The organism is Orbaceae bacterium lpD01 (assembly GCA_036251705.1).
Classification (GTDB): Bacteria; Pseudomonadota; Gammaproteobacteria; order Enterobacterales; family Orbaceae; genus Utexia; species Utexia brackfieldae.
In genome coordinates this window covers 506,759-528,261 of the sequence record CP133959.1, presented here as the reverse complement: position 1 = coordinate 528,261, position 21,503 = coordinate 506,759, and the positions used below count along the sequence as shown (strand labels likewise).

Sequence of the window (21,503 nt, the reverse complement as noted above, 5' to 3'; positions counted from 1 at the left end):
TCACGGCTCATCGATTCACTGATGATCCTATTTTATTTGATTCAAACAGGCGCGAAAAAGCGGATCAGTTGACCCGCTTAAAATAGCGCAATACCGCTAATCGCATTAGCTGTGCTATTGAACAATCTCAAAAGCTGCAACCACTAATTTAACACCTGCCACTTTACTCGCAACCTGAGTAGCCGCTTTCGCTTCTTGCGCGGTCACAAGGCCCATTAAAAACACTTCGCTATTTTCAGTCACGACTTTGATATTGCGCGCTTTTGTTGCACTATTGCCAATTAACTGTGATTTCACTTTCGTCGTTATCCAGGCATCACCAGTCAACGTGCCACCACCGATACGTGGACCTAAACGAATCTGGTTGTATACTTTCATCACGCCATCAACACCAGAGGCTAAACTATAGGCTTTATCGATCTGCGCCTGACTTTGCGCCTGACCGGTTAATAGCACCACACCATTGTAAGCAGTCGCAACAATTCTGGCATCTTTAAAATAGTCACGGTTATTATCTAATGCAATACCAATACGAGAATCTAAGGTCGTATCATCAACTTGCGAACCTAATGAACGCGGATCAGAGGCTGTCTTTGCTGTTACTGCTGCACCAGTGCCTAAAGCAAATGCAACGCACCCTTGTAATAACAAGGATCCGGATAATACCGTAATAAGAATTAAACTTTTTGTCATGATAACTCCTTTCATTTTTCTGTTATTCTTTAAAGGCAAACAATGCGTGTTCAATAAACTCGCATAAACAGTTTAAAACAAGTTGATGTAGCTCTTCTATGCGAACTTTCTTATTAGAAGGGATCCTGATTTCCAGATCTTGCTGTCCGAGCAATCCCATTAACTCACCCCCTTCTCCCCCCGTCAAAGCGATAATAACCATATCTTTAATCACCGCTTCTTGAACTGCACGAATGACCTCAGCACTATTACCGAGCGGTGAAATCGCAATCAGAATATCACCGCTTTGCCCAAGTGCTTGCACTTGCTTGGCATAAATTTCTGAATAATAGCCATGATCGGCAATGGCGCTAAGCACCGCATTGTCACAGACTAGCGATATTGCCGGAATACTCGGTCTTTCCACATCAACACAATCAATTAATTTAGCGGTAAAACTTTGGCCATTGGTGGCTGAGGAGCCATTACCACAGACTAAAATCTTATTACCATTTAATAACGCATCGACCAGCTTTGCCCCAGCCATTTCGATAGTCTCAGTTAATGCATCAGCGGTGACTATCTGTGTTTGAATACTTTCTGTAAAATAATTTTTTATTAAATCTTGCACTCTTTACGACCCATCAAAAAGGCTATCTTGCCCAAAAGCATCGATAATCCAATCTATTTTATTACCGGTAATAGCAAAAACATCAAATCGACAAGCTACTTCTTCAATATTGATATATTGGGCTTGTAACCAGCTTATTGCCGTTAAGACAATCTTACGTTGTTTTCGCTGATCAATCGTGGCACCCGCCTCACCATAGTGAGCCAAATGCCGATAACGAACTTCAATAAAAACCCAATACTCGCCATCACGCATGATCAGATCAATTTCACCAACTTGACATGAATAATTACGCGCAACGAGCAAAAGGCCCTTCGCCTGCAAAAACTCGCAGGCTAATTGCTCATATTTAAATCCTATCCTCTGACGTTTTGAGGTGCCGATAAGACTTTACCTTGTCGATAAATTTTCCACGTTAATGCCCGATTAATCTGGCATCCAGGTGAAACAATAATCTGGCCAGTTACACCATCAATATCAGCTTGATTGTTTGTTTGCACAGCTTGAAACTGGTTGGCTAAACGCCAGGCATCAATCCCCATGGCATAGAGACGAGCGAGCGAGTAATCCTGCTGAATATTTTTTGGCAGCTGCGATAAAATATCATTATCATCGACTAATAGAGGCATGTCGCTAAATTGCACGCGATCCATTTCAAATCGATAATCGGTTGAGGTATTTGCACTATTACTACGAGAACTGGTATAAATAGGGGGAACAACGGTAATAGCGGTTGGATTTTCATCATCAGCCGCTTTCATATCCAGCATCGGCTTAATAAACTCTAACTCTTCTTGTGTTGCAAAAGCGTAAATCGCATCAATCGCATGACTAGCCGTGACCGATTGATTGGTATTCGACGTGTTGTTAACGGCAGTTAAATCAACAATATTCGCCTGGTTTGTCTGGTTTGGCGTTAATACCTGACTAGCAAGTAAATCACCTTGTAACTGTAATCCAACGCCGCTATTCATTTTTTGTTTCAATTCTGCGGCAGAATTAAAATACTGCACATACACATCACTCGAGGTCAGCTGATGCCACTGCTGAACAAAAGCATTCGCTACACGACGCCCCAGATCGCTTTGGACGGTAATAATCAGTGGATTATTTTTACCCTGTGCAAAAATATGCTTAGCGGCATCGGCGGCTTCATCTTCTGGCGATAAACCAAAATAACAGATATTAGCATTCACTGCGGAGGTCTGCTGATTGTCATCATTGATTTTATTTAATGCCAATACCGGAATAGCGGTATTGAGCTGAGAAATTAAAGCAACATCATTTTTGAGTAACGGACCGACGATCATTTCAGCGCCTTGTTCTTGCGCCTGTTTAACTAACACCGGTAATGGCGCAGAAGTGGTATCAAATACCATGACATTTTGACCGGGTTCATTAGGATAAAAACGTGCCGCCTCCATATATCCAGCACGCAGTACTTCGCCAAATACTTTAGACGTACCTTGCAAAGGTAAGAACAGGGCTACCCGTTTACCTTGTTGATTATTCGTCGATGCAGCATCATCACCATAAATAGATTGCGGTAAATATAGCGCGGCTGGATGGGTTGGATATTGCATCTGCCATGCTGCAATCGCAGCATGAATACGCTGTGCTCGCTCTTCATCACTCAAGGTTGGCGTCACCATTTCAACCGAACCATCACTTACTAATTGCTGCACCGCGTCTACTTTAAGGCTATTACGATAAGCATAGGCGAGCTGAACCCAACCTTGTAATACCGCCTCATTGGCGTAGACCAGAATACTCGCCAGATCATCGTCAGACAGCGCATTTAAATAACGCCATGTATCATTAATCACCTGATGACGGGTAGCTGGGAAACCTAATGTTTCCAGAATAACATAATCACGGACGGCGGCATTGATATCATGACCTTGCTGATCTTGTAATAATTTGATCTGATAATAGCGACTTTGTTGTTGGATGGATAAGGTATTCGTATCAATCGATTGACTAAGATCAATCGGCGTTTGAGATTTAACGGCCAATTCCGCGGCATTTAATTTTTTCTCTTTGATTTGCTCTGCGTTCAGTGATAAATCGACCAGCTCAAGTAACTGCTGCTGCGCATCAGTAAGCCGATTCTCAGCCAACAAGGCGCGGATATACATTAACTGTAAATCAGTTTTAGTGCTGCCCATCTCATTCTGCATTAATGTCAAATAATAAGCAGAACCGCGGCTATCATCATAGTAAACCTGATTTTTAACCGGAACAGCGGATTTATTCACCATCGTACAGCCGACAGCGAATGCAACCAGTAAAATTGTGATCACAATTTTGATCCAACGACTACCGATGATTACCTTATTTTTTTGACATTTATTATTGAGCAAATCAGCCATATCATTCTCATTCATCTAATCGATCATCAATCGCTCACTATGAGCGACAAACATCCCTGCTAGTGACGTCTAACCAACAATTATATCGTAGATTACACACTCACAGTATCCCATTTTACTTATTTTCAATTACTGCTCGGGTACGCCACTTCCCCAAATCCGCTGCACATGAACGGTTATCTCTTCCCTGTCATGATATAACTGTTTAGCCTGGACAACCGCATGAACGCCATTGGTTGTCAGTTGCTCAGTTAAAAACTGCAAATTCTGCTTAACCTCTTCATAACGCTTTTTCATCGGCAGCTTTAAGTTAAATATCGCTTCCCGGCACCAACCATTAATTAACCAGTGCGCCATTAACTCAGTGACTCTCATCGGTTTTTCAACCATGTCACAGACCACCCAGCTAATATTAAATTTTTTCGGTACAAACTTAAAGCCGTCTTCACGATAATGTTTGACCTGTCCGGTATCCATTAGTTTTTGATCCATCGCGCCGTTATCAATCGCGTAAACCATCATACTACGCTTAACCAACTGATAAGTCCAACCACCCGGACACGCGCCCAAATCAACCGCATTCATGCCCGAGGCAATCCGTTCATCCCACTCCTCATAGGCAATAAAGATATGAAAGGCTTCTTCTAATTTTAAGGTTGAACGACTCGGCGCATCCGTTGGATATTTAAGTCTCGGAATGCCCATATAAAAAGGTGAGTTATTATTAGTATAAGAGTAACCAACATAACAACAATTACTGGTAATAAAGAAAACATGAATAACCGGCTTTTTACGATTTTCAGTTTTGGAGAGTAAGCGTTCATTACGCAAAGCCTGACGTAGTGGAACCGTAAATTTACGACAAAATCCAGCTAATGCTTTACCCTCATTAGTATCGGCCACTTCAACTCTTAAATCGCCCGCCCCTTTTAGACCGCTCTCAAGCGCTTGAAGAATTGGCGTAATACGATCTTCGACCGGTAAATGAGCGAAGAGGTCACCGGCCAGAAACATCTGGCGAGCAAAAATTAAAGAGCGAAAAGCAATCTTGGTAATCAGTATCTGTGCTTGTTCTGGTTCATAACATTCAAAGATTACATAAGCGCTGTTTTCTTTTACTTTGGCAAAACCATACACGTCTAACTGTGCGGCCTTATCGGTGATTTCTGCCGCACACTCTTTTTCAAACCCACTACGACAATATAAAATAACTTTATTTAAGATCTGCATAATTCTTATTACTATCAATATTCCTTGGAAATTTGCTGGCTAGTTTGCGTGATAGTGAAATAATTGTCACGTTTTTTCATCATTTATTGTATCAATTTAGCGTAAAATAATATCTATTACTAATACTTTGATTTATCTATATTTTTAGTTTTTTGAATTACTGCTAGCCTATATATGCACAACATATTACAATATCAGCCGCTAAAATCACGGATTTAAAACCGTTTTCATTTTAACAATATACTAAACGAGTCATTGATGAACAAAAAACTATATATCAAAACCTGGGGTTGCCAGATGAACGAATACGATTCATCTAAAATGGCCGATCTCCTTGCTGCAACCCATGGATATCAACTTACAGAAGATTCTGAAGAAGCCGATATTTTATTACTCAATACCTGTTCGATTCGCGAGAAAGCACAAGAAAAAGTTTTCCATCAATTAGGTCGCTGGAAAAACTTAAAGAAAACCAATCCTGATGTTGTCATTGGTGTCGGTGGTTGTGTTGCCTCTCAAGAAGGTGAGCTGATTAGACAGCGCGCCCCTTTCGTCGATATTATTTTTGGACCACAAACATTTCACCGTTTACCGGAAATGATCAATCGGGTTAGAAACGCCAACGAATATATTGTTGATGTGAGCTTTCCTGAAATTGAAAAATTTGATCGTATGCCAGAGCCTCGTAGCGAAGGCCCGACTGCTTTCGTCTCAATTATGGAAGGTTGTAATAAGTACTGTACTTATTGTGTTGTACCTTATACCCGGGGCGAGGAAGTCAGTCGTCCTTGTGATGACGTACTGTTTGAGATAGCCCAGTTAGCCGAACAAGGTGTGCGTGAAGTCAACTTGTTAGGACAAAACGTCAATGCCTACCGCGGCAAAACCCATGATGATGATATTTGTAGCTTTGCTGAGTTACTCCGTCTTGTGGCAACCATTGATGGGATTGATCGTATCCGCTTTACAACCAGTCACCCGATTGAGTTTACCGATGATATTGTTGAGGTGTATGCCGATACGCCAGAATTAGTCAGCTACTTGCATCTACCGGTACAAAGTGGTGCCGATCGTATTCTTAATTTAATGAAGCGTTCACACACTGCGCTGGAATATAAATCGATCATTCGTAAGCTACACAAAGCACGTCCAGGTATTCAAATTAGCTCAGACTTTATTGTCGGTTTCCCGGGTGAAACCCAAGAAGATTTTGAGCAAACTATGAAACTGATTGCCGAGGTTAACTTCGATTTAAGTTATAGCTTCGTCTACTCTGCACGTCCGGGTACGCCAGCGTCTGAAATGCCAGACGATATCCCAGAAGAGGAGAAAAAACAGCGCCTATATCTGCTTCAGCAACGTATTAATCAGCAAGCCATGGCGTTTAGTCGCCAGATGCTGGGCACTGTGCAGCGTATTCTGGTTGAAGGTACCTCGAAGAAAGATATTATGGAGCTAACGGGACGTACTGAGAACAATCGCGTCGTTAACTTTGCCGGTACACCGGATATGATTGGACAATTTGTCGATGTTGAAATCACTGATGTCTATCCAAATTCATTACGCGGTACTGTAATTAGAACGGAAAAAGAGATGGGATTGCGCATTGATCAATCACCACAAACCGTGATTGCCAGAACTAGAAAAGAGAATGAGCTCGGTGTGGGTCTTTATATCCCCTAAATAAAGCGACTCTCATCAACTTATTTTAACGATAACGCTAAGCCAATAAACAAGTTTACTGGCTTAGCGTATAAAAACCACAAAAAAATTGAACAATATGACGATATTTATTGTCAAATTGGATGTGAGCAAAGACTAGCCCAGTAAGCAAAGAGGTGATCATTGAACATCATTAACCAAGCCATTATATTAACGCCCGCTGATAATCAAAGATTAAATAGTCTCTGTGGGCCGTTTAATGAAAATATCAAACAAATTGAGCAGCGTCTTGGTATTGAGATCAATCATCGCGGTAATCAATTTATACTGATGGGCTCACCAATAGCCGTTAATGCTACCGAGCAGATATTACACACCCTCTATGGTCTGACGCAGTTAAAAGGCCATATTCAAGACATTACCCCTGAGCAGGTTCATTTAGCGATTAAAGAGAGCGGTTTTTTAGACAAGCTCGATGCCCACATCCCACAATATGGTAAATCAATCAATATTCGGACTAAACGTGGGGTGATTAAACCCAGAACACAAAATCAGGCGCAATATATTGCACATATTCTGGATAACGATATCACCTTTGGCGTAGGCCCTGCTGGGACAGGTAAAACCTATTTGGCTGTTGCTGCCGCAGTAGATGCTTTAGAAAAACAGCAAATTCGCCGTATTCTATTGACCCGTCCGGCAGTTGAAGCGGGTGAAAAACTCGGTTTTTTACCCGGAGATTTGAGTCAAAAAGTCGATCCCTATCTACGTCCTTTATATGATGCCTTATTTGAAATGCTCGGTTTTGAAAAAGTCGAAAAACTAATTGAAAAAAATGTGATTGAAGTTGCCCCACTCGCTTATATGCGTGGGCGTACGCTCAATGATGCGTTTATTATTCTCGATGAAAGTCAAAATACCACAATAGAGCAAATGAAGATGTTTTTAACTCGCATCGGTTTTAATTCAAAAGCGGTGATTACCGGAGACATCACACAAATCGATCTACCAAGAAATCAAAAATCGGGTCTTCGGCACGCGATTGAAGTGCTCAATGAGGTTGACGATATTAGTTTTAACTTTTTCCAGAGTGAAGACGTGGTAAGACATCCCGTTGTCGCTAAAATTGTCAATGCTTACGAAAAATGGGAACAAACTGAACAGCTGCGTAAACAAGCTCTCATCGAAAAACGAAAACAGCAGGCGAACAATGAAAACAATAACGGTATTCACCGTGATTAAGGAGCCGTACCATTAAGTTCAACATCTCTGGCTCTACTATCAAAAAAAAACGAGATAAAATTCGAGACCACTCCGCTGAAACGCATCTGTTTTTGCGTCGCGCCCTGATTGCTTTCTTAGGGGTGATTGTATTGATTGTGATCTTATTAATCACACTGACTCATTTACAGATTACGCGTTACAGCTATTACAGTACACGTTCCAATGAGAATCGAATCAAGGTCATTCCTATTCCCCCCAATCGCGGCATTATCTATGATCGCAATGGTATTCCTTTAGCGATTAATAATACTGTTTATCAGCTGGAAATCATTCCCGATCGCATCAAAAATCTTAACGAACAGTTAGCAGAACTCAAAACCATCGTTGATCTGACTGATGAAGAGATAGATAACTTTCAAAAAGAGCGTCGCAATTATCCAGCCAGTAGTTCGGTACCACTTAAATACAAGCTCACCGAAAAACAGATAGCCCGTTTTGTAGTGAATCAGTATCGCTTTCCGTTTATCAGTATTGCCGGTAAACAGCATCGTTACTACCCTTATGCAACAACCTTAACCCATGTTTTGGGTTACGTATCGAAAATTAATGATAGAGATAAAGCCCGTTTAATCGAAGAACGTAAAATAAAAGACTATATTGGTACCAGCAATATTGGTAAGTTAGGGATTGAACGTTACTATGAAGATATATTACACGGTATCCCTGGCTATCAAGAGGTTGAGGTAGATAGTCGTAGCCGAATTGTTCGTCAATTAGACGAAAGCCCGCCGAAAGTGGGGGAAGATATCTATCTAACTATTGACCTCAAACTACAGCAGTATATTGAACGATTACTTGCCGGTAAACGCGCGGCAGTTGTTGCCATCAATCCCAATAATGGTGAAGTGCTGGCGATGGTCTCAAGCCCAAGTTATGATCCAAATCTGTTTGTCGATGGTATCTCTGCTAAAGAGTATAACGCGTTACTGAGTGATCCGGATAAGCCGCTGTTTAACCGAACTATTCAAGGTACCTACCCGCCAGCCTCTACGGTTAAACCGTTTATCGCAATTGCGGCGCTATCTGAAGGCGTGATTACTACAGACACCGTGTTTAACGATAATGGCTACTGGCAATTACCCAATACCGATAAACGCTATCGTGACTGGCTACGATGGGGACACGGTCGTGTCGATGTGACGCGCTCACTGGAATCCTCTGTCGATACCTTTTACTATCGCGTTGCTTACGATTTAGGCATTGATCGGCTATCTAAATGGATGACTCAATTTGGTTTTGGTGAACGAACCGGAATTGATATCTCTTCCACAGAAGAAAATCGGGCTATTATGCCTAACCGAGAATGGAAGCAACAACGCTATAAGCAGGCCTGGTTACAGGGGGATACCATCCCAGTTGGGATTGGTCAAGGTTATTGGACCGCAACACCACTGCAAATGGCCAAAGCATTAACCATTCTGATTAATGATGGACAAACTAAAACGCCACACTTACTGATGAATACCCGCAGTACGCATTTTGGTGAAGGATTATCGTTAAACGACTTACCACAAACGATGAGCCCCCTGTTATTATCAGTCAAAGAGAAATATTGGGATGTCGCGAAAAATGGGATGTTTAAAGTACTCTACGGTTCACAGGGAACAGCACGTCGAATTTTCGCCAATATGCCTTACCGGGCAGCCGGAAAATCAGGGACTGCGCAAGTCTATGGTTTAAAAATGGATGAAGTCTATAATGCGAAGAATATCCCAGAGCATCTACGCGATCATGCCTTATTTATCGCTTTTGCGCCGTATGATAAACCCAATATCGCTATCTCGGTGGTGATTGAAAACGGTGGCAGCGGCAGTAGTAATGGTGGTGCTGTCGCTAGACGTATTCTGGACTTTTATGAGCTTGGTGATGCATCAATACAGATTGATGAGTCTATTTTAAAAATGAGGCAAGGTGATTAATGATGAAAGAAAAAAAAGTCTCGTTTTGGACAAAGATCCATATCGACCCGCTATTTCTACTTTTTACACTGATATTACTCGCCTATAGCGCCTATATCATGTGGAGTGCCAGTGGTCAGGATCCGGCGATGATGCAACGAAAAACGATCCAAATCATGCTGGGTTTATTTGTGATGCTGCTAATGGCGCAGTTTCCACCGCGGTTTTATGAACAGTGGGCACCTTATCTATATATTGTTTGTCTCATCTTGCTCGTACTAGTTGACGTGATGGGGCATACAAGTAAAGGGGCTCAACGTTGGCTTAACCTCGGTTTCATTCGCTTTCAGCCCTCTGAAATTGCCAAGATTGCGGTACCACTGATGGTCGCCCGTTTTATCAACCGTGATGGCTGCCCACCTTCATTCAAAAATACCCTATTGACCCTGATTATCATTGCGATACCAACCCTGTTAGTGGCTATGCAGCCAGATCTGGGCACCTCCATTCTTATCGCCGCTTCAGGGCTATTTATTATCTTTTTAGCAGGAATTAGCTGGCGCTTAATTACAACAGCGTGCATCTTAGTGGCTAGCTTTGTGCCGATTATGTGGTTTTTCTTGATGCATGATTATCAACGTGAACGCGTCAACACCTTATTCAACCCTGAGCTTGATCCGCTAGGTAAAGGTTACCATATTATCCAGTCGAAAACCGCCATTGGTTCCGGGGGGATCTGGGGCAAAGGCTGGCTAGAGGGCACCCAGTCGCAGTTAGAGTTTTTGCCTGAGCGACACACTGACTTTATCTTCTCGGTGATTGCTGAGGAGTTTGGTTTTATTGGCGCGATAGTCTTGTTAACCCTGTTTTTGTGTCTGATTTCTCGCGGTTTAATTATTGCCGCTCAAGCGCAAACCGCATTTGGCCGAATTCTGGCCGGCGGATTAACCCTCATCTTTTTTATCTATGTCTTTATTAATATCGGTATGGTCAGTGGTATATTGCCTGTAGTTGGTGTACCATTACCGTTAATTAGTTATGGTGGTTCATCATTAATTGCGTTGATGGCAAGTTTCGGTATTATTATGTCAATTCATACCCATAAACGCATGCTTTCTAAGAATATATAAGATACATTTAATTAGCTAAATGAGATTTATCATTTAGTTTACGGGCTTTAAGTTAATTAGATGAATAGATGATCTATTTATCAAGTTTTTGGATGACTAAAAATGAAAAAAAAATCTCCGTCACAGACTTCTCGTCATGTTCTACAACGTTACTCTTGTGCTTTTATACTTCTCAGCGTTAGCAGCTCGGTTTTTGCTCAGTTACCGTTCCCAACTCCTGATGCACCTAAATTGGATGCCGAAGCGTATATTCTTATCGATGAAAAATCGGGCGATATCTTGAATGAATACAATGCTGATGTCAGAAGAGATCCAGCCAGTCTAACAAAACTAATGACCAGCTACGTGATTGGCGAAGCACTTAAATCTGGACGGATTAAAGATACCGATGTTGTGACAGTGGGTAAAGCGGCCTGGGCTACCGGTAACCCGGTTTTAAAAGGTTCTTCACTAATGTTTTTAAAACCCGGTGATCAAGTGAGTGTGGCCGATCTCAACCGCGGTATTATCATTCAATCTGGTAATGATGCTTCAATCGCTATGGCTGAATATATAGCCGGAAGTCAGGACTCATTTGTCAACCTGATGAATAATTATGTCACGAAGTTAGGGTTGACTAACACCCATTTTGAAACGGTTCATGGCCTCGATGCACCGGGCCAATACACATCAGCTCGTGACATGGCATTACTGGGTAAATCGCTATATGACAACCTACCAAATGAGTACGTTATTTATAAACAAAAAGAGTTTACCTTCAATAATATTAAACAGACGAACCGTAATGGCCTATTGTGGGACTCCTCACTTAATGTTGATGGAATGAAAACAGGCCATACCAATGCCGCAGGTTACAATCTGGTCGCCTCAGCGACAGAAGGCAATACGCGTTTGATTTCCGTGGTACTGGGTGGACGAACCTTTAAAGGTCGTGAAGAAGAGAGCAAAAAATTACTGACCTGGGGATTTCGTTTCTTTGAAACAGCCACCCCCGTCAAAGCCAATGAACCTGTGGTGTCTGAACGAATCTGGTATGGTGATAGTAATCAAATCAAATTAGGCTCACCCGTTGATCTGTATCTCACCATACCGCGCGGTCAGGCTGGTGAGATTAAAGTCACCTATATACTGGCTAATCAATATCTTAAAGCACCGATTGCTGCTGGTACAGAGGTGGGGACACTGCAATTTAAACTGGGTGATAAAGTGATTGCCGAAAAACCACTACTGACCTTAGAGCAAGTGGATGAAACCGGCTTCTTTAGTCGCATGTTGGATTATCTTAAACTTAAATTTACCCAATGGTTCTAATGAGTTGAATTAGGTGATATCGCCCCCCATATAGTCACTATATAAAACTCAATATCGCTTTGTCATATTCAATCGAGATCAATAAATAGATCTCTTTTATGCAAAGCGATATTTGCGCAATACGCCGCCTAAGGTAGGATAAACAAATGAAAACCAAACTAAATGAATTACTTGAATTTCCTTGCTCTTTTACCTATAAAATCATGGGTGAAGCAAAACCTGAACTGGTTGATGAAGTGGTTGGTGTAGTTCAAAAACACGCCCCTGGCGATTATACCCCAACGATAAAACCAAGCAGTAAAGGGAATTATCATTCGATCTCAATTACAATTAATGCAACCCATATTGATCAAGTTGAAACCCTATATAAAGAGCTTGGCGATATCGATATTGTCCGCATGGTGCTGTAATTAATATCACGATAAAAACCAATCATCACATTTGATGATTGGTTTTTTTCTATCCACTCAGCAGATCAAAATAGTCTAACGTACCCATTTCCCTCATCTTTTTAAAAAGCGATCCATCGTAAAAATGCCTGACTAAAGCGAGACTAATCTAGTTAAAAATGGGATAAACATATGATTGTAAACTCACCTCATTTCAACCAAGTTAATCTAATCAGCAATCTTTTTTTTCGAAAATGCCAACTCGGTTGCAAAACCGTGATTTATTCTTACAAAATAGTTGACGCAGAAAAATAACGATGGTTTATTAACAGCCCAAAGTTCGTGTGAATAACTAAAATTAAAAAGAAACGCAGATGAAAAATATCATTCATAAGATTCTCAACAATAATGTCATTGTTTGTCTCAATCAATATAATCAAGAAGTCATTATTATGGGACGTGGTATCGGATTTAAAAAAAGAGTCGGTGAACCATTCGATAAGCAGCTAGAAGAAAAACGCTTCGAACTCAGTGCCGACGATAATGCGTCAGTGATGAAAGATCTGTTATCGGAAATTCCTCTTGAAGTCGTCACAACAGCAGAGAAAATTATTGCCTACGCGAAAGAGCAGCTACCTGGTAAGCTAAATAATAGCCTCTATATCTCTTTAACTGATCATATTAATTTTGCTATTTCACGCTTCAAACAGGGACTCACTATTCCCAATAGTTTTATTTGGGAAATAAAAAAATTGTATCCACAAGAATATCTGGTGAGCTTGCAAGCCTTAAAGATTATCAACCAAAGACTCAATGTTAAGCTGCCAGAAGATGAAGCTGGTTTTATTGCTTTTCATCTCATTACCGCCCAGCTCAATGACGCGACCTCGAATATTGAAAGAGTAACTAAAATTATTCGTGAAATCTTAAGTATTGTAAAATATTTTTTTAATATGGAGTTTGATGAAGATAATCTCTTTTATCAACGCTTTGTTACTCATCTTAAATTTTTTGCTCAGCGAGTACTAACACAGAGCTTTGTTTCACATGAGGATCCTGCACTTTGTGATTTATTCAAAGCGAAATATCCGCAATCTTATCTGTGTACTGAAAAAATAAGTCTTCATTTATCACAAATCTATCAACATCCATTGACCGAAGATGAAAAAATTTTTCTCACCATTCATATTGAACGCCTGAATCAGAATGATAAAAAATGAGACAATAATCACATATTTACAATTAACTATTTTGTTTTAAGCTAAAACGCGTATAATTTCGACACTATAAATTGGATTGTTACTGTTTTTAAACAGGCAAAACCTAAGCATAAAGCATCGTTGCTTGTCGCTTAGGTTTTTTTTGCTTTAAATTTAGGAATTTTTATGAAATATACAGAACTGACACAGCAAATTATTCATCATGTTGGTGGTGAAAAAAATGTGATCTCACTGGTTCATTGTGCTACGCGGCTACGCTTTAAATTGCGAGATATCAATAAAGCGAATGCAGAAGAACTAAAAAAGATACCCGGAATTATTACTGTTGTAGAAAGTGGCGGTCAATTTCAGGTTGTCATTGGTAATCATGTCGCTGAGGTTTTTGATACGATCATGCAAACAGCCCAATTTACTCAGCATCCAGAAGATCATAATGAGGGAGAAACCTCGCCTAAGACGAATTGGCTTAATCGATTCATTGATATCATTTCAGGTATATTTACCCCTATTCTCGGTATAATGGCCGGTTCAGGTGTACTTAAAGGGCTACTTGCGTTATGTGTCGCCTTCCATCTTCTCGATATGACATCAGGCACCTATCGCATACTGAACGCAACTGCTGATGGTTTTTTCTACTTTTTACCGATATTTTTAGCCTATACTGCCGCAAAGAAATTTGATGCCAATCCTTTTCTGACTATGGCCGTTGCTGCAGCGCTTGTTTACCCCTCTATACAAGAGAAAGTTAATGCGATTACTGTCGCCACGCTCACCCAGCAGCCATTACCCGCGACAGAGACATTTATATTTATCCCTATTAGCTTTATGAGTTATGCTTATTCGGTTATTCCGGTGATTTTTTCCAGTTGGCTGATCGCAATTTTACAACGATTTTTTAATCGCATCTTCCATAGTTCGTTTCGAAACATTGTTACGCCAATGTGCTGCCTGGTTATCGTTGTGCCGCTTACATTCATGTTGATTGGTCCAGTGACACTGTTTTTATCTGATCTGTTATCGCAAGGTTACCAATGGTTATACCAGATGAACCCAATAATCGCAGGAATTATTGTGGGCGGCGGTTGGCAAATCCTGGTTATTTTTGGTCTGCATTGGAGCTTTATTCCTGTGATGATCAATAACCTTAATCCACATATGCTAGGGAAAGATTTGATGATCCCTATGTTAGTTCCAACGGTGGCAGGACAAATCGGTGCCGCCCTAGCGGTTGCGATTAAATCAAAAGATAAAATACAACGTAATATCGGTTTCTCATCTGTTTTTACCGGAATATTTGGTATCACTGAGCCGGCTGTTTATGGTGTTAATCTACCTAATCGGCGACCTTTTGTGATTGGTTGTATTGCTGGGGCTATTGGCGCCGCTATCGTTGGTTTTTATGGCACTGCAGTTTACTCAATGGGATTAGCCAGCATCTTTACGATTGCCCAAACAATCCCACCAACCGGATTCGATATGACAATTTGGGGATTAATATTAGGCATTATCGTGGCATTAATCATCGGTTTTATCGGGACGTTAATCTTCTTTAAACCGAAAGCCACCGAGTCACAATGTCAATCTGAATTGTCATCACAAAAATCGTTAACGCCAGTGCCAGCCACAATATCAAAAACGATTCAATTATCAAGTCCCATGCAGGGCAATGTGGTTGCCCTAACCGCGGTGAACGATATGACTTTCGCCAGTGAGCTAATGGGTAAAGGTGTGGCCATCATACCGACGCGAGGAGAAGTCGTTGCCCCTGCCGATGCTAAAATTATCTCACTCTTTAAAACCAAGCATGCCATCGGTTTACTGACCGAAAATAATATTGAAATACTGATTCATATTGGTATCGATACCGTCAAATTAGATGGCCAATATTTTACCGCGCATGTAGAGCCCGATCAGCAAGTTAAACGCGGTCAAAAACTAATCAGCTTTGATCTGGAGGCTATTAAACAAGCGGGCTTTGAAGTGAGTACCCCTATCATTATCACCAATACCGATGACTTTATTGACATCATACCGACCGATGCCACATTGGTTGAGTTAGGTGATCCACTATTAACTGTGACTCAATAATCTCGTTGAGGAGAATATCGATGAATTTACACTTTCCTAAAAATTTTCTATGGGGTGGTGCTATTGCAGCAAACCAGGTTGAAGGCGCTTACAATGAGGATGGCAAAGGACTCTCCAGCGCAGATGTAAAACCTTATGGTATCTTTGGTGATGTCGTTGATAGACAAGCTGTCACAATGACGGCCATGAAAGATCGTGCGATTGATTTCTATCATCGCTATCCTGAAGATGTTGCCCTATTTGCTGAAATGGGTTTTAGCTGTCTGCGTACCTCGATTGCCTGGAGCCGTATTTTTCCTCATGGCGATGAGAAGCAACCCAATGAAGCTGGTCTGACCTTTTATGATAAATTATTCGATGAAATGGCAAAATATCAGATTACGCCGCTCATTACGCTATCCCATTATGAGATGCCCTATCATTTAATCGAAGCTTATGGTGGCTGGGGTAACCGTAAGTTGATTGATTTTTTTGAACATTACGCTCGAACCGTCTTTACCCGTTATAAAGATAAAGTGAAATATTGGCTGACGTTTAATGAAATCAATATGTCTCTTCATGAACCCTTTACCGGAGTAGGATTACCGGGTGACAGCAATAAACAGGCGATTTATCAGGCTATTCATCATCAGTTAGTCGCCAGTGCGAAAGCCGTGAAAGCTTGCCATGAAATTATACCTGATAGCCAGATAGGTAATATGTTACTGGGCGGCATCGCTTATCCGTTAACACCAAAACCAGATGATGTGCTGGCAGCAATCGCTGAGAATCAACAATGGCTCTATTTTGGCGATGTGCAGGTGAGAGGTTCGTATCCTGGCTATATGAAACGTTTTTTTAAAGAAAATCATATCGATTTACAGATAACCCCAGAAGATACCGACGCCTTAAAATATACGGTCGACTTTATCTCTTTTAGCTACTACATGAGCTGCTGCGCCACCGCCGATGATCGGGAAAAACTGAAAGGTAACATTTTAGATATGGTACCTAATCCTTATTTAGAAGCCTCTGAGTGGGGCTGGCAGATCGATCCGAAAGGATTACGTATCCTACTCAATATGTTATATGAACGTTATCAAAAACCGCTGTTTATCGTCGAAAATGGCTTGGGTGCCAAAGACACATTAGAGGCCGACGGTACCGTCAATGATGATTATCGTATTAATTATCTCAATGACCACCTGGTTCAGGTTGCGCAAGCTATTGAAGACGGCGTAGCGGTGATGGGCTATACCAGTTGGGGACCGATTGATTTAATTAGCGCCTCAAAGGCAGAAATAGTCAAACGTTATGGTTTTATCTATGTTGATTTAAATCCGGACGGCTCTGGTAGTTTAAATCGTATCAAGAAGAAAAGTTTCTCTTGGTATAAAGATGTGATTGAGTCTAATGGTAAAACATTAGTCATAAAATCATAATACAATCAATACTGAGAGTTAGTTTAGCCAATTAACGAATAGAGCAAAATGATTGATTAATCTGACGGTAATGACTTAACGATTATCGTTATACCTCTTTTTACAGGATTGCTACTGCGACTGGCAGGCAAAACCTAAATATCCAGATCTCAAAGCGTGATCGTTCTGGATGTTTAGGTTTTTTTATTTTAGGGGAAATATAAATGAAAAAAACGACCACACTTTGTTTTATGGGTGTACTACCCGTGTTTACACTCTTTGCTGCAGAAAATGAAAATAATCAATGGTACGATGCAATATCTGAAAATTCTTTTTTTAGTCAAACTAAGCTCGACCTTTCGACCCGTAACTATTGGAAATATTTAAAAGAAGATGAAGCTCAACCTACGGCCGTTCATCAAGCCTGGGGACAAAGTTTCACGCTGAATTATCAATCAGGTTACTTTGCCGATTTTATTGGCTTTGATGCAACCTATAACAACGTGATTAAACTTGGTGCCAGTGATTACTTCTCAACGCGAGGTTTGTTGTACAATGATGGTCCGGGCATGAATAAAGATTATGCACATGGTTTTAATAAATTTAGCCAGCGTTATGTAAAAATTAAAATGCACTATGATGATCTATTATTTGATGCCAAAGCGGGCTGGCAAATATTAAAAAATTTTGGTGTATTAACTGCCTCAAACCGTTTAACACAAAATAGTTATCTTGGTTATACCGGTATTCTAAACTACCGCAATGTAACTTTGAATATGGGCTATGTTACTAGTTCTATCAACCGTGATGCGCCCGATAAAACCCAGTTTACCTCTATCGATAGAAATAGCGTCGTTGACCACATCTTCACCAGTGAACTCAAGTACACAAGTGCCAATTTAAAGGCTTCATATGCTTATGGAGAAGCGGATAACTATATGCGTCGACATATTATTCTGCTTGCCTATAAACCGGTTGAAAAACTCACCTTAGGCAGCCAGCTCTACGGCAGCTATGCGTTAACCAACTACCTTGCCATGCCAGAGTCAAGAAAGGAGTTTAATCATCACGCCTGGCACTACGCTTTCGATGCAAAATGGCAAGAGCAGAAATGGAGCTCAACATTGGGTATTGCCTATACTCAGGCGCCTAAAGATAATGCGATTGGTTTCTATAAACGCGAGATGACCCGTAATATGCGTGGGACCTTTGTCTCATTAACCTCGGCAGGCTCTGACTATACCCGTGATGGTGAAATTGCTTTGACCACCGTCACAGATTATCGATTTACCGATGATTTTACTGCCGGAATTCAAGTAAACTATGGACAGTTCCATTATAAAAATAATACATTACATAATGGTGAACTCAATCTATTTGGCCAATGGAAACCTAATGACGCCCGATTAAAAAATCTGTCGGTCTTTGCGATGTTTGGCCCTGGTTGGTCATATAAAAACATCAATAAAACGCCGACACTTGACAATAATGGCCGTACCCAGCGCTCACCAAGTCTGTCTGGTGAGATTGTTATCGAATACAAATTTGGACTACTTAAATAAAATAACGAGGAAGAAATACGATGAAAAGATTATTTAAATCACTGACGATATTGATCGTGCTGCTGTCATCAATCAGTACCACATTGGCTAATGATGTTGTTTTATATGTTACGCGCCATGGTAAAACGATGTTCAATAATACTCATCGGGTACAAGGATGGTCAGATACGCCATTAACCAAAGACGGTATCACCGTTGCTGAGCAGCTAGGCCGTGGCCTTAAAGGTATCCCATTTATCGCGGTTTACGCCAGCGACTTAGGTAGAGCCAGACAAACTGCCCGCGTGGCATTAGAAGCCAAAGGCGACACTCAGATCAATATTATCGAACTACCTGGGTTACGTGAAACCTGCTTCGGTGTGTTTGAAGGTGATCTTGATCCAAATATGTGGACACCTGCCGCGCAGCATTTAGGCTATGCTTCCGATGAGGCATTAATGCAAGATTTTGCCGCCAGAAAAATTGGTATGGATAAAATGATGAATGCATTGAAAGCCGTCGATACCTCTGGTGAATCTGAAGATTACGCGACCGTCAAAAAACGTATGCTGGACAGTCTGACCATGATTGCCAAAGATGCGCAAGCCAAAGGTGGCGGGAATGTGCTAGTTGTCTCTCATGGTATGGCGATTATTGCACTGGTCAATGATATGCTCGACCAGCCCGCCAACAAAGGACTGCAAAATGCCAGCGTCACTAAAATTAGATATACGGATGCAGGGAAATTTGTAATTGAGTCATTTGACGATATGAGTTTTGTCGAAAAAGGTAAACAGCAATAAACCGCACCCAGTCGATGCGCTGAGTCTAAAAGTGAATGAATAAAAAAGCCGGTTATCATCACCGGCTTTTTTTATTCAAATCTTAATACTCGTCATTAAGACTTCTGATAGGCTTGGTTGTGCACACCTACCGCGGCACGACCTGACGGATCATTCAGATTTTTAAAGGCCTCATCCCACTCAATCGCTTTAGCCGTTGAACAGGCAACCGATGGGCCACCCGGTACACTTTCAGCTGCACTCGGTAAAGGGAATAACTCTTCAAAAATTTCACGATACATATACCCTTCTTTGGTACTTGGCGTATTGTACGGGAAACGGAAACGGGCATTTTCTAATTGCTGATCAGTGACTTTTTGCGCAGCAATTTCTTTTAAGGTATCGATCCAGTTATAGCCCACGCCATCAGAGAACTGCTCTTTCTGACGCCATACTACACTGGCGGGCAGATAAGACTCGAAGGCTTCACGCAAAATCTGTTTTTCAATCTTGCCATTCGAACCACACATCTTATCTTTAGGATTTAAGCGCATCGCCGTATCAAGGAATTTTTTGTCCAAGAATGGCACGCGCGCTTCAACCCCCCAAGCTGACATCGCTTTATTGGCACGCGCACAATCATACATATGTAAAGCGGCAAGCTTACGTACGGTCTCTTCATGAAATTCCTGAGCATTGGGGGCTTTATGGAAATAGAGATAACCGCCAAAAACCTCATCAGCCCCTTCACCTGAAAGCACCATTTTAATGCCCATGGCTTTAATTTTACGCGCCATTAAATACATCGGCGTTGAAGCACGAATCGTCGTAACATCATACGTTTCGATAAAATAGATCACATCACGAATCGCATCAATCCCTTCCTGAACGGTAAAATTGATCTCATGATGCACGGTACCTAAATGATTCGCCACTTGCTGAGCCGCCACTAAATCCGGCGCCCCTTTTAAGCCCACGGCAAATGAGTGCAGCTGTGGCCACCAGGCTTCTGATTTTTCCTGATCTTCAACACGGCGACCGGCATACTTTTTAGTGATCGCTGAGATAACTGAAGAGTCTAAACCACCTGATAACAATACCCCATAAGGCACATCAGACATCAGATGACTTTTCACCGACTCTTCAAGCGCCGTGCGTAGTGTATTGATATCAGATTGATTATCTTTCACATTCGTATAGTCCATCCAGTCACGTTGATAGTAAGTTTTAATCTGACCATCAGTACTCGACAAATAACTTCCCGGAGGGAAAGCAGCTAAGGTTTTACAGACGGGGGTTAATGCTTTCATTTCTGAAGCAACATAGAAGTTACCTTCAGCATCATGCCCCATATAAAGTGGAATAATCCCAATATGATCACGACCAACTAAATAAGTATTTTTATTGATATCATAAAGAATGAAGGCAAACATCCCTTGTAATTCATCCAGGAAATCAAGCCCTTTTTCCTGATAAAGCGCTAAAATCACTTCACAGTCAGAGCCAGTTTGAAACTCATACTTATCTTTATACTGTTCACGGATGGCTTGATGATTATAGATCTCACCATTAACGGCTAAAACTAATGTTTTATCTTTATTATAAAGCGGCTGAGCCCCTGTATTCACATCCACGATAGATAAACGTTCGTGCGCTAGAATTGCTTTATCAGAAGCAAAAATACCAGACCAATCAGGACCACGATGACGCATTAAACTGGATAGTTCTAACGCGCTGGTTCGCAGTGCTGCTGGATCTGATTTAATATCAAGTATACCAAGAATCGAACACATGGGTTTCTCCGTTAAAATCGCTTTTATTGCTACCGACCAATCGGTAATTATCTATTTATTCAGTTGGTTGTCTTATTCCAACATAATTATTTATGCTGCA

At 41.1% G+C, this 21,503-nt stretch carries 17 protein-coding genes; 11 read left to right on the top strand and 6 right to left on the bottom strand.

From position 1 onward, the window contains the following. Positions 1-114 precede the first annotated feature (114 nt). The 5 genes from dolP to rlmM all read right to left on the bottom strand — a co-directional run bounded on the left by dolP (position 115) and on the right by rlmM (position 4,905). Positions 115-693 carry a division/outer membrane stress-associated lipid-binding lipoprotein gene (gene dolP / locus RHO15_02415; GenBank protein ID WVD64392.1) on the bottom strand — a complete coding sequence of 193 codons (579 nt, stop codon included), beginning with the start codon at positions 691-693 and terminating at the stop codon, positions 115-117. A 22-nt stretch (positions 694-715) separates the two neighbouring features. Continuing rightward, positions 716-1,303: an SIS domain-containing protein gene (locus RHO15_02410; protein WVD64391.1), complete on the bottom strand. Its 588-nt coding sequence runs from the start codon at positions 1,301-1,303 to the stop codon at positions 716-718. 3 nt (positions 1,304-1,306) lie between these two features. Next, positions 1,307-1,663 carry a YraN family protein gene (locus RHO15_02405; protein ID WVD64958.1) on the bottom strand — a complete coding sequence of 119 codons (357 nt, stop codon included), beginning with the start codon at positions 1,661-1,663 and terminating at the stop codon, positions 1,307-1,309. Continuing rightward, positions 1,660-3,690 carry a penicillin-binding protein activator gene (locus RHO15_02400; protein ID WVD64390.1) on the bottom strand — a complete coding sequence of 677 codons (2,031 nt, stop codon included), beginning with the start codon at positions 3,688-3,690 and terminating at the stop codon, positions 1,660-1,662. Before RHO15_02400 ends, RHO15_02405 begins: the two co-directional genes overlap by 4 nt. Before the next feature lie 114 nt (positions 3,691-3,804). Continuing rightward, the gene (rlmM, locus tag RHO15_02395) at positions 3,805-4,905 is read right to left on the bottom strand and encodes a 23S rRNA (cytidine(2498)-2'-O)-methyltransferase RlmM (GenBank protein ID WVD64389.1); all 1,101 of its coding nucleotides are present in this window, start codon (positions 4,903-4,905) and stop codon (positions 3,805-3,807) included. Between the two features lie 258 nt (positions 4,906-5,163). Here rlmM and miaB point away from each other — a divergent pair, with 258 nt between their 5' ends. The 11 genes from miaB (at position 5,164) to RHO15_02340 (ending at position 19,631) form a co-directional block, all read left to right on the top strand. Further along, positions 5,164-6,588, top strand: coding sequence for a tRNA (N6-isopentenyl adenosine(37)-C2)-methylthiotransferase MiaB (gene miaB / locus RHO15_02390; protein ID WVD64388.1), 1,425 nt, complete (start codon positions 5,164-5,166; stop codon positions 6,586-6,588). Positions 6,589-6,750: 162 nt separating this feature from the next. Further along, on the top strand, positions 6,751-7,809 hold the full coding sequence (locus RHO15_02385; protein ID WVD64387.1) for a PhoH family protein: 1,059 nt from the start codon (positions 6,751-6,753) through the stop codon (positions 7,807-7,809). A 92-nt stretch (positions 7,810-7,901) separates the two neighbouring features. After that, positions 7,902-9,770 (top strand): penicillin-binding protein 2, encoded by a 1,869-nt coding sequence (gene mrdA, locus RHO15_02380; GenBank protein ID WVD64386.1) that lies wholly within the window; start codon positions 7,902-7,904, stop codon positions 9,768-9,770. Between the two features lie 2 nt (positions 9,771-9,772). Next, positions 9,773-10,879 carry a peptidoglycan glycosyltransferase MrdB gene (mrdB, locus tag RHO15_02375; protein ID WVD64385.1) on the top strand — a complete coding sequence of 369 codons (1,107 nt, stop codon included), beginning with the start codon at positions 9,773-9,775 and terminating at the stop codon, positions 10,877-10,879. Positions 10,880-10,981: 102 nt separating this feature from the next. After that, complete coding sequence (locus RHO15_02370; GenBank protein ID WVD64384.1) at positions 10,982-12,190, top strand: serine hydrolase; 1,209 nt, start codon at positions 10,982-10,984, stop codon at positions 12,188-12,190. Between the two features lie 146 nt (positions 12,191-12,336). Continuing rightward, complete coding sequence (gene ybeD, locus RHO15_02365) at positions 12,337-12,600, top strand: DUF493 family protein YbeD (protein WVD64383.1); 264 nt, start codon at positions 12,337-12,339, stop codon at positions 12,598-12,600. Between the two features lie 353 nt (positions 12,601-12,953). Further along, positions 12,954-13,799: a PRD domain-containing protein gene (locus tag RHO15_02360; protein WVD64382.1), complete on the top strand. Its 846-nt coding sequence runs from the start codon at positions 12,954-12,956 to the stop codon at positions 13,797-13,799. A 165-nt stretch (positions 13,800-13,964) separates the two neighbouring features. Continuing rightward, positions 13,965-15,887, top strand: coding sequence for a beta-glucoside-specific PTS transporter subunit IIABC (locus RHO15_02355; GenBank protein WVD64381.1), 1,923 nt, complete (start codon positions 13,965-13,967; stop codon positions 15,885-15,887). A 20-nt stretch (positions 15,888-15,907) separates the two neighbouring features. Then, a complete protein-coding gene (ascB, locus tag RHO15_02350) occupies positions 15,908-17,308 on the top strand; it encodes a 6-phospho-beta-glucosidase (protein ID WVD64380.1) in 1,401 nt (466 codons plus the stop codon). Between the two features lie 203 nt (positions 17,309-17,511). Further along, positions 17,512-18,849, top strand: coding sequence for an OprD family outer membrane porin (locus tag RHO15_02345; protein ID WVD64379.1), 1,338 nt, complete (start codon positions 17,512-17,514; stop codon positions 18,847-18,849). 20 nt (positions 18,850-18,869) lie between these two features. After that, positions 18,870-19,631: a histidine phosphatase family protein gene (locus tag RHO15_02340; protein WVD64378.1), complete on the top strand. Its 762-nt coding sequence runs from the start codon at positions 18,870-18,872 to the stop codon at positions 19,629-19,631. A 95-nt stretch (positions 19,632-19,726) separates the two neighbouring features. Here the strand turns inward: RHO15_02340 and asnB are convergent, their stop codons facing one another. Continuing rightward, complete coding sequence (asnB, locus tag RHO15_02335) at positions 19,727-21,403, bottom strand: asparagine synthase B (protein WVD64377.1); 1,677 nt, start codon at positions 21,401-21,403, stop codon at positions 19,727-19,729. Between the last annotated feature and the right edge of the window lie 100 nt (positions 21,404-21,503).